Genomic DNA, 12,816 nt, shown 5'->3' with positions numbered 1-12,816 from the left:
CCCCCCCCCCCCCCCCCCCCCCCCCCCCCCCCACATCCCCCCCCCCCCCCCCCCCCCCCCCCCCCTCCCCCCCCCCCCCCCCCCCCCCCCGCGGTGGTGCTGGGCGGTGGTGCTGGGCGGTGGTGCTGGGCGGTGGTGCTGGGCGGTGACCGGCCCCTCTACCGGGGCCGGTCACCGACGGGCGTCAGTGGTGGCGGTGTCCACCCTGGTGGGCACGCCCCCAGATGGCGGTGTCGAGGATCCGGCCGTCGTCGTTGCGCAGGGTGGCGGTGTCGCGCTGGTTGTCCCAGACGTAGTTGTGACGGTCCTGGTAGACGTCACGGCTGCTGTCGATGCCGATGCCCGTGTGGACCTTGACCGTCGAGTGGCCCTCCAGGCGCATGGCGTGGAAGCGGTAGCGGGCGCCGTCGCTCGCGGTGAGGGTGAACCCGTGCAGGTTCACGGCGTGGCGCCCGGTGTTCACGACCTCCACCCACTCGTTGTTGAGGCTCCGGTTCGAGTGGTCGTCGCGGCCCGGGCTGTTGTACTGCACTTCGCCGATGACCACGGTGGAGCGGGGAGCGTGCCGGTGGTGGCTGTCCGCCGCGGCGGGCAGGGCAGCGGCCCCGATCAGGGTGCCGGCGGCGAGGACGGTGGCGAAGATACGGCGGCTGGTGTGCGAAGCAGACATGTGCATGCTCTCTCAAGGACAAGCCCCAGACCGGACCTCGATCGGGCCGGTGACGGGGCGGGCCAGGTTCCCGACTGGTGCCGAGGACCCACACTTTGGCCCGCCGGAGCGGTCAGGACCCGCCGACCCGACGCTCTTTACACATTCAGGACATTTCCGTAACGAGCACCTATGTCAACTTCCAGTGTTCATACGCCCTCCGCTCGGGGACGCGGCCCCTTTGTAACAGCGCCGCACACCGCGCGTCGTGGCGAACCGCCCGGCTTGGGAGGGCAGCCCCTGCCTCGCGCCCGGCGTCAACGCTTCACCGCGGTGGTTACCACCAGCGAGGGGGCGCAGCCGCTCGGCGGACCAGCCGCGGCTGCGCACATGCTTGCGCGCCCCACTTCCGGAGACCACGGCTCGGCCGGTTCACCCGCACGATCCTGCGGCATCGCCGGGTCCCGTCTCTCGTATACGTACACGGCACAGGGGCTCCCATCATCGACGCCGCCCCCGCACCGCGCACGCCACCGCTCCGCCGACTGCGCGCCCCGGCGAAGGGGTGTTCCGGTGCTGCCGAGCACGACGCTCAGGCCACCGCCGCCACCCTGCGTTCCAGCCTTGCCACGTGCCTGCGCAGCCCCAGTGAGAACACCCACGCCGCCAGGAACAGGGCGGTGGCGATGGCGAGGGTGTACGGGACGGGGAACGCCAGGCCGCGCGAGAGCGCCGCCATCAGAGCCGCGAGGACCAGGCCCGCGGGAACCACTCGCAGCTCGGCCCGTATACCGCCCCGCCCGGGGCGCAGCAGCGAGTCCTTGGTCTTCTCGTACGTCACCAGGATCAGCAGGGTGCCCACCGCCGCTCCCAGCACCTTCGCCACGGTGGGCGCGCTCCAGCGGGCCGTGGCATCGGCCCGGACGATGAGCGCGCCGCCGAGCAGGGCGAAGGTGCCCATCCGCACCCAGCCGGGCAGCCGGGCCGCACTCGCCCGCGCCGACCGTTCCTCGCGGCGCCGGTGCCACCAACGGCTCAGCGCGTTGTCGGCCAGCTGCGAGGGGAACGCCTTCTCCAGCAGGAGCACGAGCAGCGGGAACCAGGCGGCCATACCCACCGGTCCCGCGATGTCCTTGAGCGCCCAGGACACTTCCGCCGGGGTGCGCATACTGCCCACCAGGTCGCCCGGACGGTCGTGGCCCACATCCGGCTTCGGCTCCTCCGTGTGCCCACTGGGCCCGGGGTCGGGCGCGCCATTCACGTCGTCCGAGGCGGTGGGACCGGGGTCCGGTGTGCCGGAGGCGGAAGGGGACGCAGGGGGAGGTGTGATCCCCGGCAGGTCGGGTTTGGGCAGGGCGCCGGCCCTGCCCTCGGTGTGCGCCGCGACCGGCGAGCCCTTGGGCAGGAGGAAAGCGGTGAACGGCTCGGGCGGGAGGTCGATGGTCCCCGCCCGTTCCACCGCGCGCCCGGGGCAGTCGAGGTCCACGGGCTGGTGGCCCTTCATGTCCGGGGGACAAGGGGGCGGTTTCGCCTTGGACTTGGAGGGTGCGGGGCCCGAGGCGGAGGGCGCCGGGCCCGGCGAGGGCGGCGGCGACATCGCCTCGGCCGCCGCCGTCGTCGTCCCCTGCTCACGGCCCGGCACGCCCGCGAAGCTCGGTGCCGCCATGCCCGCGAGCAGCACCACCGTAAGCAGCGCCGTCAGCACCGCCACCGGTAACCCGCGTGTCTTCCGCCTGCGTCCCACAGTGTCCCCCTCGTAACCGCACGGCCTCCCCAGACCATCCCCGTTCGGGTGCACTTGTTGGACGTCCCAACCCCACGCCTTCGTTACCCTCGCGGGTACGGCGCACGGGAGCGCAACGGCGGAAATGGGCGCACGTCGCACGCCCCGTGGACCGACACACACGGCCAAACCTCTGTCGGGAGGCGACGGTTTATGGCCCGAGGTGTCTCCAACGTGTGAATCTTGTGCGCACTCACCTGTGCTGTTGCCGCAGAGATGGGTAGCATCCGGCGGCAACATCCAGCACGAGGAAAGCGAATTCTCATGGCGGACGAGCCGGACTTCACCACACTCAAGGACCAGTACGCGGCGCGTGTCACCGCCGACCTGGAAGCCAACCAGCAGGACCAGTCACGCATCCGTGCGGAACTCGACTCGCTGAAGGGCCAACTCGAAGACCTGGAGCGGGACCACGGTCTGCTGCAAACCATGCAGCACACCCTCGGCGGCACCGCCGCCGCAGCGGCGCAGAAGCCGACGGCAACGCGCAAGCGCACCGCCAAAGCACAGCCCCCGGCCAAGACACCGCCCCCCGCGGCCACACCCACCGTCGCAGCGGTACCCAAGCCCCGTAAGCCTCAGGCCCAGAAGCCGGAGACCAAGACGGCCAAGGCGGCCAAGAGCCCCAAGAAGGCTGCCGCGCAGGCCAAGAAGCCGACCCGCAAGAGCACGGAAAGCGGTGGACCCACCCTGCGTGAGCTGGTGCTCGGCCTCTTCGCACACCACGAGGAGCCCCGTACGGTCGCCGACATCCTCACCGAACTGACGACCGCCCACCCGGACCGCCAGACCAGCCCCCAGGTGGTCCGCAACACCCTCGAAGCACTCGTCGCCAAGGGCGAGTTGGAGCGCGAACGCAAGCAGGGCTCCGTCTTCTACACGGCACACCGCAACCCTGCCCCCGCCGAGAAGACCGAGGCACCCGCCGCCGAAGCCGTGGCCGCCCCCGCTACGGCTCCCGCGCCCGCGACCGTCTGACGGGACCGCGCCCCCACCGCGCCGTGGCCACCCCGGTGCCGAGGCACCTGGAACGGGGTGGCCACGTCCGTGGGAAGAACCCGGCCGCCGTCTGTCGAAGAGAACGGCCGCCGGGTTGTTCTCATTGGGTGTTCTCAGTGGGTGTTCTCAGTGGACCTCTCTCATTGCCTGCCGTAGCCGGATGCGGGGGCCATGGAGATCACTCCGTCCCCCTGCTGTCCCGAACCGTCCGCGCCACCTGAGGCATCCGCGCCACCCGAACCGTCCGCGCCACCGGAAGCACCCGCGTCGCCCATACCGCCATTGCCGCCTGCACCGCCTGCGTCACCCGCTCCGCCGGAGCCACCGGATCCCTGGCCCCCCGCACCGATCGTCGCACCGACGGCCGCGAGGGTGGTCGTGACGGGCTGGAAGAACGTCTCGCCGCCGGCTGTGCAGTTCCCGCTGCCACCGGAGGTGAGCCCGACCGCGCTGCCGTCGGCGGTGAACAGGGACCCGCCGCTGTCGCCCGGCTCGGCGCAGACGTCGGTCTGGATGAGCCCGGTGACCGTGCCCTCGGGGTAGTTCACCGTGGCGTCGAGACCGGTGACCTTGCCGTCGTGCAAACCGGTCGTACTGCCCATGCGCAGGACGCGCTCGCCCACGGCCGCGTCGGCCGCCCGGGTGATCTCGACCAGCTTGCCCGCCCCCGTATCGACCGCACTCGGGGCTTCCGTGGCGGCGTCGTCATACGTGAGCAGGGAGAAGTCGCCGTTGCCGGGGAAGGTCGCCTTCTGGACGGTGGCGGCGGGCGCCCCGTTCGCGCTCAGCGACCACTGCTTGGCCGCGACACCGCAGTGGCCCGCGGTGATGAATCCCGGTTTGCCGTCCTGGGTGGTGACGTTGAAGCCTAGGGAGCAGCGTGCGCCGCCGCCGAAGATGGCGTCACCGCCCTCGCTGAAGGGCTTGAACTGCCCGGCGGACTTCTGGATCCGGGCCGTGTCCGCGCCGAGGGACCGGACGGCCTTCTCCAGTCTGGTCCACTGCGCCCCCTTCACCGTCCGGTCCGCCGAGACCACGATGCGGTTGGTCCGGGGGTCGACGGCCCAGGCGGTGCCGGGGATGGTCGCCGTACGGGCGAGGGTGTGTGCCGCCGAACGCAGTTCGGCCGCGCTGTTACGGACCGCGCGCGGCACCGCCCCGGCCTTCTTCACCTGTGCGCTCGCATTGCTGTTGTTACCGGCGACGTTCACGATGACCTGCTGCTTGGCGGCGTCGTAGTACGAGCCCGCGAACGCGTCGCCGAGCTGCTGGGCCAGGCCCCGCACCACGGCTGCCGCCGAGGCCGCGTTCGCCTTCCCGGCCGTGGCTCCGGACGGGGGTTCGGGCTGCGCCTGTGACGCGTTCGCACGTGGGAGCAGTACGGCCGCCGCGATGAGGCCTGCGGCCCCCGCTCCTGCCATTACGGCCCGTCGCTTGGGTATGCGCCTGTGAGTCAACTCGCCGCCTCCTGGGATGTGTTCCGTAGCCGACCGCGATCGGCGGAAGGTGTGCAGCCCTAGGTACGGATGGGACGGGTGCGGTGTTCACCGTGATTGCGAAAGAACATTTTTGAAGGTTGGTCAGCAAACGCAAGCGCCACCCATCCGCACCCCGGTGGCCATACCGCCGGTGGCGTCATTTCCCGGCGAACCGCCCGCTCACGGACGTCAGTACGCGGCGCGCGTCCGCGCCCAGATGCGGCCCCGCGAGCCAGGCGGCCGGGCGGGAGCCGAGCGAGGTGTTGGACACGAGGACCAGCCCGCCGTCGCCCCGGCGCACCAGCCAGCCGCCGCCGGACGAGCCCTCGGTCATGGTGCAGCCCATGCGGTACATGTCCGGCTGGTCGGCGGCGACCGAGAACGAGCCGGGCCGGTCGGCGCAGTGGAAGAGCGACGAGCCGTCGAAGGGGCGGCCCGCCGGATACCCCACGATGTCGACGAGGCTCCGGGAGCCGGAGAGTTCGGCGTCGAAGCCGACGTCCGCCGCCGCCCCGACGGTCTCCTCCAGCGACCGCGTCGCACCGGCCGCCTGCCGTACGTGGAGCACCGCGAAGTCGAAGGCCGCGCCCGCCCCGGCGCTGGACGTGCCGTGGTCGATCCACTGCTGGGAGGTCTGCGCCCAGTCGGCCCACCAGATCCCCAGGGGCGCCGCGCTGTTGCGCCCGCCCGCTGCCGCCGGTCCGCTCTTGTCGAACCCGGGTACGAAGACGATGTTCCTCAGCCATCCGCCGTCCTTGCCCGAATGGACGCAGTGCCCGGCCGTCCACACCAGGTTGGACCGGCCGGGGCGGGCGGGATCGCGCACCACCGTGCCGGAGCAGGCGGCGGGCCCCTTGGGGGTGTCGAAGAAGAGCCGGCCGGCGGTGGGCGCCTGCTCACCGTACGGGCGGGGAACGGGCCGCGCGCTCACGGCGTCCGGCTCGGGGTCGGAGACCCCCCGGGGCATGGCGCTGCCGTCGAAGGACCGCTCGCCCTCGGCGGCTCCGGCCATCCGCTCCGGCCCCCACAGCCCGTCGACCACGGGGTTGACGAAGTCCGCCGCACCGCGCAGCCAGCCCCGCACGTTCCAGTCCTGCCACCCGCCCGGTGTCCGCCCCGGGTCGGCACGCCGGGCGGCCCCGGCCGGGTCGGCGGACCCAATCGAGCCGGAACCACCGTGTGGCCGCGTGGAGTTCTTGGTGACGGTGTACGCAAGTCCGCCCGCCACCACGGCGACGAGCAACCATGCGGCCGTCCTCCGGAGGCGAAGGCTGAGACGGCGAAAAGGCACGGGACCCTCCTCGGGCGCGGCACGCTGTTGACCGGTTGATACGGCGCCGCGCCCCCGGGCGTTCAGTCACCCGGTCACACACCCGGTCACGACCGCGCGATCGGGCCCACCTCAGTCAGGCGACTTCCGCACCCGTCCGCCGCCTCACCCTCCGCAGTTCGCTCTCGCTGAGCCCGCCCCACACTCCGCGCTTCTCGTTGTTCGACAGCGCCCACTGCAGGCAGGCGGTGGTGACCGGGCATCTGCGGCAGATCGCCTTGGCCTCCGCCAGCTGCTGGTCCGCGAAACGCCTGCTGTACGTCGGGAAGAACAGCTCCGGGTCCTCCGTACGGCACGCCGCACGCTTTCGCCAGTTCACAAGAAGACTCCCTCCTCGGCAACGAGTGACGCGATCGACTCCCGTAGGTGTCTTGCGCGTTGTTACGTCAGCCGCTGACGGACCGTTCAATGCGGACCGAGCCTTCAGGGCCGGAAGAACACCCCGATGCCGTTGGCCACCGCGCGTTCGAAGGTGCCCGGCGGCCGGTTGCGCACGACGGCGCCGGGGTCTCCCGGGCCCCGCGTGGCCAGCGTGGAGGAGCCGCCGCCGTCGAGGTCGACCGCGTCGACCGCGCCCATCTCCCGCATCAGACGGGCGAGTTCGGCGAGGGTGAGGCCCGCGTCGTTCTCGGCCGAGCCGTTCAGGGCGATGAGGTAGAGGCGATGTCCGTGGCCTCCGATCCCCGCGCCGGAGCGGGTCGCGGCCGTACGGTCGTCGAGCCCGTTCAGCGGTGTGGCGGCCCGCAGCACCGGCATACCGCCCACCGCGAAGGCCAGCGGTCCCCTGCGGCCGCGCAGCCGGTAGCTCAGCCCGGCCCGGTCCCCGGGCCTGAGCGCGCTCAGGGCGCCGGCGCCCTTCTCGCGCCCCACCAGGACGAAGGTGCCTGCCGGGACCGGCCCCTTGCCCAGGACGGTCGACGTGCTGACGACGCGGCCTCGCCGTACCGTCACTTCGTACGTGTCCTTGGTGCACGGCGCACCGCGTGCCGCGTCGGTACCGCACGCGGCGCGCTCCCGGGAAGCGGACCCCCACTTCGCGGTGAAGGCGCCCACCCCGTCCACCGGCAGGGCGTACTGGTTGAGCCCGTCGAGACGCAGCCCGCCCCGGCCGGTGTCGACCGTTCCCTCCAGGGTGAGGCGGTCGAGGCGCCCGGTGCGCGCCGGGTTGACGCCGATGACGTCCCGGGCGGTGGTGCCCGGCGGCAGAGTGGGGCCGAAACGCTGGCCGTCGGGCACGGCGGCCTTGAGCGGGCGGCCGGACGCGATGGCCGGGCCCGAGGAGGCGCCGGTGGCCGCCACGCCGGGGTGCTGGGTCTCGCTTATGTCGAAGAAGTCCCCGTTGACGGCGGCGACCGCGTCCTGGGCGTCGGCCATCGCGGTCACCTGAGCCCGGGCGGCCACCGCGCCCGGTGTGAGGAGGTCCACCTTGACGTGCGGGTTGCTCAGGTCCGCCACCACGAGGTGACCACGTGTCAGCCCGTGGGACGCGGTGACGGTGAAGCTCCGGTAGGAGACGCCGGGCGCGACGGACACCGTGCGCCCGAACCCCACGGCCGGTGCGCTCTGCGCGGCACCCGGGGCGAGTGCGCCCTCACCGACGACCATGCCCACCGCGGCGATCCCTGTCATCGCCATTCGCGCCCAGCCCAGGGACCACCCCATCGCGCCTCATCTCCTGAGACCCACACCGCACCGGCAGCCGCAGCCTAGCGAGCCGCGCGGCGGTCCACGGGCAGGCTCGACGCGATGTCCGAGAACAGCCCCCGGGCAACCCTCGTACGGCCGTACGGGGCGGTCGGCAGCGCGGTCCGGTGGCGCGGAAAGCCCCCCGGCCCGCCACCACTTGAGGGTGGCGGGCCGGGGGGCCTGTGCCTGGACCGGCCGGGACTACTGGTCGCTCAGCGGGCCGGGGGCCTGGGTCAGCTTGAGGCAGCGGTGCTCGCCGGCCATGTTGCGCCAGGCCCACTTGAGGGCGTCACGGGTGTTGGGGCCGTAGACGCCGTCGGCGGACAGGCCGAGGCTGCGCTGGACGTTGCGGAGGGCCGTGTCGGTGCTCGGGCCGAAGTCGCCGTCGAAGCCGCCCGTGTTCTGGCCGTAGCACTGGTTCAGGGTGATCTGGAGCTCGTAGACGGCGTCGTTCTGCATGCCGCGGCGCAGGGTGCAGTAGTTCGTGCCGCGTACGCCGACGGTCGGGATGTCGGTGTAGTAGCCGGCGGTGTCGTAGTACTTCGTCGTGGTGGTGCAGCCCGAGGCGGCCTGTGCCGCCGGACCGGTCGTGATCATGCCAACGGTGATGACGGCAAAGGCGCCAAGGCATGCCAAAGTACGCTTCATAAGAGTCTTGTTCCCCCGGAGATGGTGCTGAACTGACCGCGTCTCAGATGGCGGCAAGCGAAAATTTAGCAGACCTGGAGAGGTACTTGATCACTTCACCAACCGGCGGCACCCCGGGTGAAGTTCACAGCACCGCGCGTCCGGCACCCGCGCCGGTGTTCACTCCGGAGATCACGCACGCCGAGTGCCGCCAATGCGGTACGCGTGTGGCCGGGCTCGACGGCCGGTACGCCTGTGGCGTCTGCGGATGGACCAACGACTGGTCCGAGGGACACCGCCCGCTGCCGCGCGCCGAGGACGACCCCGACTTCCCCGGCCCGGGCGTCTCCCCCGAGAACCCGCTGGCCGGCTGAGGCCGCCAACGGTCCGGCGTGAGGGGGAAGCGGGGTGTCCACCCGCACCGTGCGCTTGAATGATCCCCACGACCTGGGAAGGAACAGAGCTGCGGTGCGTGTACTACAGGGCATCACGGGTGCCGTCATCGTCCTCGGGATCTTCTCCTCGGTGCTGCGCACCCTGGTGATACCCCGGCCGACGCGCTCCGGCTTCACCCAGGTCGTCCACGGTCTGGTCCGGCGGCCGTTCCAGATGGTGGCCGACCGGCTGCCGGGGGCTGAGTCGAAGGACCGGGTGCTGGCCCCGGTGGCACCGCTGGCCGTCGTGGTGACGCTGATGGGCTGGCTGGCGTGCTTCATGGTCGGCTACGCGCTGCTGGAGGCGGCCGTCAGCCGGCTGCCGTTGAAGGACGCGATGGTCGAGTCGGGCTCCTCGCTCTTCACCCTCGGCTTCGCCGGCGGCACCCGCGTCACGCTCAACGCCATCGACTTCTGCGCCGCCGCCACCGGCCCCATCGTGATCGGCCTCCAGGTCGGCTATCTGCCCACCCTCTACGGTGCCTACCAGCGCCGCGAGACGGAGGTGACCCTCCTCCAGTCGCGCGCGGGCAGCCCGCCCTGGGGGCCGGAGATCCTCGCCCGCTACGCCCAGGTCGAGCTGCTGCACAGCCTCACCGAGCTGTTCCGCAACTGGGAGCGGTGGAGCGCCGAGGTGAGCGAGAGTCACACCACCTACCCGGTCCTGATCCACTTCCGCTCCCCCAAGGCCAGCCGCAACTGGCTGATCGCCCTGCTGGCCGTGATGGACGCGGCGGCGCTGCGCCTCGCCTTCAACCCCTCCCAGCCCAGGGCCGAGATCCGGCTCGCGCTGCGGGCCGGGTTCGTCTGTCTGCGCGACATCGCGGATCTGCGGGGCATCCCGTACGACCGCGACCCCCACCCCGACGACCCGCTCCAGCTCACCTACGAGGACTTCCTGCACGGCGTGGCGCGGATGGCCGACCAGGGCTATCCGATGGAGCGCACGCCCGAGGAGGCCTGGCCGCACTTCCGCGGCTGGCGGATCAACTACGAGCAACTGGCCTACTGGCTGGCCAGGGACATCGACGCCGTGCCCGCCCCGTGGTCCGGCCCGCGCCGCACCACGGTCGCCGTCCGCACCCCCGTCACCCCGGTCGACCGCCGCCCCGTGGGCTGACCGCGGACCCGGCTCGCGGTGGACCGCGCGCCTGCCGAAGGAGGCGTATGAAGACCCCTCGTGTGAACGTCGTAGGGCTGCTGCACCGCGGTGCCGCGCGCCTCTTCCCGGGCGCCCCGGAGCACCACGGCGTCCTGCCGCCCCTGCTCGTCCTGCTCACCTTCGTCACCGGTCTGGTGGACGCCGTGAGCTATCTCGGGCTGCATCACGTCTTCGTCGCCAACATGACCGGCAACGTGGTCTTCCTCGGTTTCGCGCTCGCGGGCGGGACCGGGCTGTCCGCCGTCGCCTCCGCCACGGCCGGCGCGTCGTTCCTGGCGGGCGCGCTGAGCGGCGGGCGGATCGCGCTGCGGATCACCGAGCCGGTACGGCTGTTCGCCCTGCTGGTGGCCGCACATGCCGTGCTCGTGGCGGCGGCGCTGGTCACGGGCCTGGCCGGGCACGCCACGTACGTACTGATCGTGCTGCTCGCGTACGGCATGGGAATGCAGAACGCGGTGGTGCGCAAGGTCGCGGTGCCCGATCTCACCACCACCGTCCTCACGCTCACCCTGACCGGTCTGGCCGCCGATCCGCCGGGACCGGCGACCGTACGCCGGGTGCTCTCGGTCGTGGCGATGTTCGGCGGGGCGCTGATGGGCGGACTGCTGCAACTGCACCACGGCACGCCCGCCGCGCTGGCGCCGGCGCTGCTCCTGCTGGCCGCCGTCGCCCTGACGGCCGGGTCCGCCGCCCGGCCCGCCCCGGCGTGAGCGGCCTCGGGTCACGCCGACTGCTGGTGCCAGGCGTCCTGGAAGTTGCGGCGGGCGCGGTGCAGCCGGGAGCGGACGGTGCCGACGGGGAGGGCCAGCGTCGCGGCCATCTCCTCCTCGTTCATGCCGTAGACGGCGCGCAGCATGAGGACTTGGCGGTGCTGGTCGGGCAGCCGGTCCATGGCGTCGGAGATGTGGACGGTGTCCAGGGGATTGCCGTCCAGGGCTCGGTCGGTGAGGTCGTCCGTGGGCCCCTGGCTCAGCCGTTTCGAAGTGCGGACCGCCTCCCGTACGGTGACCGCGCGAACCCAGCCGTAGAAGGCCTCGGGTTCGCGCAGCCCCCGGATGCCGCGGAATATGGCGAGCATGGCCTCCTGGGCGGCGTCGGAGCTGTGGCTCTGGGCGATCGGCAGACAGAGCCGGCCGACGAAGGGCGCGATGTGCAGGAGGATGTCGTTCATGGCCCGGTCGTCCCCGGCCTGTGCACGCGGCAGCAGAGCCGTGGTGACGGGGGCCTGCGCATCGTTCGTCGTGGTCACCGCGGGAGTACTCCTGGACTCGGTCTGCTCGAACAGGTGCGTGTCGGGTGCGGGCCGCGCCGGGCAGGCGACGGCGGTGCGTCCCTCACGCGGACACCGCCACCGTGTCCTCGGCGTCGTCGCGGTGGGCGGCGAACACGAGCAGGTTGGTGTGCAGGGCGGCGCGCAGCTCGTCCATCTGCTCGTGGGTGAAGCACCCGGCGCTGTAGGGCAGTTCGATGCCGAGCCGGCCGTCGAAGGAGACCACACACGCCATCACGGGGCCGCGCCCGGCCTCGGGGAAGTAGTGCTCGCGGGCCGGGGCGAGGCGTACGTCGGCGACCTCCAGACCGTCCGGGGTCACCGGGCCCAAGACGCGGCCCATGTTGGTGACGATCACGCTGGTGGCGAGGAGCGCGGGGTGCTGCGGGACCTTCGGCAGGAGGTGCAGTTCCTGGAGGAAGTCGCCCCGCTCGATGGCTGCGTGCAGATTCTCCGTGACCTGGCGGGCCAGGGTCAGCGGGTCGGCGTCGTGCGCCACTTCGAGCACGTCCAGGCAGGAGGTGACCGCGGGCACCATCACTTCGCGGTCCAGCGGAGGCGTGAGCCGGGAGCGCAGGTCCACCGGGGAGAGACAGCCGAGGGTGCGCGCTCCGGGCTCGCCGCCGAGGCGGTGGCGGACGGCGGTCAGGACCGCTGCGGCGATGAGGCCGTGCACCGACACACCCTCGGACTTGGCGAAGCGCAGCAGCCGCGCGGTGTCGTCGGGCCCCAACAGGACGCGCTGCACGGCGAGTTCGGGTCGGCCGGGTGCGCGCTCGGTGCCCACGGCCTCGTACGGCAGACAGACGACGGGGGCCTGCCGGGTCCGCTCGACGCGGCGCGCGAGATACTCCTCGGCCTCCCGCGCGGAGACGGGCGGCAGCAGTTCGGAGACAGGGCTCGGCCACTGTTCGCTGTACTCACCGGCGCCGTCGGGGAGTTCACCGGCCAGCGCGGTGTAGGTGTCCCACAGGGCGTTCTGGAGGGCGATGGCGCTGTGGCCGTCGGTGATGGTGTGGTCGACGCTGAGCATCACGGTGTGCTCGTCGCTGCCCCGCAGCAGCACGGCCCGCACCAGCGGGCCGCCGACGGGCAGCGGGGTGTTGAACTCCTCGGTGAAGGAGTCGGGCCCGCCGTCGCGCACCAGGAGCCTCGGCAGTTCGTCCGCCGCCATCGGCTGGAGCACATGGGCCCCGTCCTCGACGGCGATCCGGCAGCGCAGCGAGGGGTGCTCGGCGACCTTGGCGGCGAACGCCGCGGCGAACAGCTCCTCGTCGAGGTCGCCGCGCACGGTGCAGGAGAGCACGGCACGGCTCCGCTGCGCCACGTAGATCGTTTCGACCGGGCATAACTTGCGCTGCATCCCCATTACCTTTCAGCTTTCTTTCCCGGCACTGC

13 protein-coding genes are annotated in these 12,816 nt (G+C 72.2%); 4 read left to right on the top strand and 9 right to left on the bottom strand.

Annotation, left to right across the window (positions count from 1 at the left end):
• Nucleotides 1-184: 184 nt before the first annotated feature.
• Together ACZ499_RS34125 and ACZ499_RS34120 are read right to left on the bottom strand one after the other, a co-directional pair.
• Complete coding sequence (locus ACZ499_RS34125) at nt 185-676, bottom strand: lamin tail domain-containing protein (protein ID WP_468680290.1); 492 nt, start codon at nt 674-676, stop codon at nt 185-187.
• Between the two features lie 565 nt (nt 677-1,241).
• Nucleotides 1,242-2,360, bottom strand: a complete 1,119-nt coding sequence (locus ACZ499_RS34120) for an FGLLP motif-containing membrane protein (RefSeq protein ID WP_468680288.1) — start codon at nt 2,358-2,360, stop codon at nt 1,242-1,244.
• A 336-nt stretch (nt 2,361-2,696) separates the two neighbouring features.
• On the opposite strand from ACZ499_RS34120, the gene ACZ499_RS34115 reads away from it, so the two are divergent.
• Nucleotides 2,697-3,410 carry a hypothetical protein gene (locus ACZ499_RS34115; protein ID WP_468680287.1) on the top strand — a complete coding sequence of 238 codons (714 nt, stop codon included), beginning with the start codon at nt 2,697-2,699 and terminating at the stop codon, nt 3,408-3,410.
• A 161-nt stretch (nt 3,411-3,571) separates the two neighbouring features.
• Here the strand turns inward: ACZ499_RS34115 and ACZ499_RS34110 are convergent, their stop codons facing one another.
• The 5 genes from ACZ499_RS34110 to ACZ499_RS34090 all read right to left on the bottom strand — a co-directional run bounded on the left by ACZ499_RS34110 (nt 3,572) and on the right by ACZ499_RS34090 (nt 8,522).
• A complete protein-coding gene (locus ACZ499_RS34110) occupies nt 3,572-4,888 on the bottom strand; it encodes a S1 family peptidase (protein ID WP_468680285.1) in 1,317 nt (438 codons plus the stop codon).
• 178 nt (nt 4,889-5,066) lie between these two features.
• Nucleotides 5,067-6,152, bottom strand: a complete 1,086-nt coding sequence (locus tag ACZ499_RS34105; protein ID WP_468680283.1) for a trypsin-like serine peptidase — start codon at nt 6,150-6,152, stop codon at nt 5,067-5,069.
• 163 nt (nt 6,153-6,315) lie between these two features.
• Entirely contained in the window at nt 6,316-6,558 is a 243-nt protein-coding gene (locus tag ACZ499_RS34100) for a WhiB family transcriptional regulator (RefSeq protein WP_371650006.1), read from the bottom strand.
• A 104-nt stretch (nt 6,559-6,662) separates the two neighbouring features.
• The gene (locus ACZ499_RS34095; RefSeq protein ID WP_468680281.1) at nt 6,663-7,901 is read right to left on the bottom strand and encodes a phosphodiester glycosidase family protein; all 1,239 of its coding nucleotides are present in this window, start codon (nt 7,899-7,901) and stop codon (nt 6,663-6,665) included.
• A 225-nt stretch (nt 7,902-8,126) separates the two neighbouring features.
• On the bottom strand, nt 8,127-8,522 hold the full coding sequence (locus tag ACZ499_RS34090; RefSeq protein WP_468680279.1) for a peptidoglycan-binding domain-containing protein: 396 nt from the start codon (nt 8,520-8,522) through the stop codon (nt 8,127-8,129).
• Between the two features lie 206 nt (nt 8,523-8,728).
• Between ACZ499_RS34090 and ACZ499_RS34085 the strand changes: the two genes are divergently transcribed.
• From ACZ499_RS34085 to ACZ499_RS34075, 3 genes are all read left to right on the top strand, one after another.
• Nucleotides 8,729-8,926 carry a hypothetical protein gene (locus ACZ499_RS34085; protein ID WP_468680401.1) on the top strand — a complete coding sequence of 66 codons (198 nt, stop codon included), beginning with the start codon at nt 8,729-8,731 and terminating at the stop codon, nt 8,924-8,926.
• Nucleotides 8,927-9,020: 94 nt separating this feature from the next.
• Nucleotides 9,021-10,106, top strand: coding sequence for a hypothetical protein (locus ACZ499_RS34080; protein WP_468680277.1), 1,086 nt, complete (start codon nt 9,021-9,023; stop codon nt 10,104-10,106).
• 47 nt (nt 10,107-10,153) lie between these two features.
• Nucleotides 10,154-10,858: a YoaK family protein gene (locus tag ACZ499_RS34075; protein WP_468680275.1), complete on the top strand. Its 705-nt coding sequence runs from the start codon at nt 10,154-10,156 to the stop codon at nt 10,856-10,858.
• A gap of 11 nt (nt 10,859-10,869) precedes the next feature.
• Here the strand turns inward: ACZ499_RS34075 and ACZ499_RS34070 are convergent, their stop codons facing one another.
• Nucleotides 10,870-11,397, bottom strand: a complete 528-nt coding sequence (locus ACZ499_RS34070) for an RNA polymerase sigma factor (protein ID WP_371650013.1) — start codon at nt 11,395-11,397, stop codon at nt 10,870-10,872.
• Nucleotides 11,398-11,482: 85 nt separating this feature from the next.
• Nucleotides 11,483-12,781 carry a phthiocerol/phthiodiolone dimycocerosyl transferase family protein gene (locus ACZ499_RS34065; protein ID WP_468680273.1) on the bottom strand — a complete coding sequence of 433 codons (1,299 nt, stop codon included), beginning with the start codon at nt 12,779-12,781 and terminating at the stop codon, nt 11,483-11,485.
• Between the last annotated feature and the right edge of the window lie 35 nt (nt 12,782-12,816).

The sequence above is a fragment of the Streptomyces sp. NPDC031265 genome (assembly GCF_055570295.1).
The sequence above is the reverse complement of the archived record's forward strand: the minus strand, read 5'-3'. Positions and strand labels throughout refer to the sequence as shown.

Coding starts and splice junctions, on each gene's coding strand:
- ACZ499_RS34075 (WP_468680275.1), top strand. CDS start 10,154: ATGAAGACCCCTCGTGTGAACGTCGTAGGGCTGCTGCACCGCGGTGCC.
- ACZ499_RS34095 (WP_468680281.1), bottom strand. CDS start 7,901: ATGGGGTGGTCCCTGGGCTGGGCGCGAATGGCGATGACAGGGATCGCC.
- ACZ499_RS34065 (WP_468680273.1), bottom strand. CDS start 12,781: ATGCAGCGCAAGTTATGCCCGGTCGAAACGATCTACGTGGCGCAGCGG.
- ACZ499_RS34115 (WP_468680287.1), top strand. CDS start 2,697: ATGGCGGACGAGCCGGACTTCACCACACTCAAGGACCAGTACGCGGCG.
- ACZ499_RS34125 (WP_468680290.1), bottom strand. CDS start 676: ATGCACATGTCTGCTTCGCACACCAGCCGCCGTATCTTCGCCACCGTC.
- ACZ499_RS34090 (WP_468680279.1), bottom strand. CDS start 8,522: ATGATCACGACCGGTCCGGCGGCACAGGCCGCCTCGGGCTGCACCACC.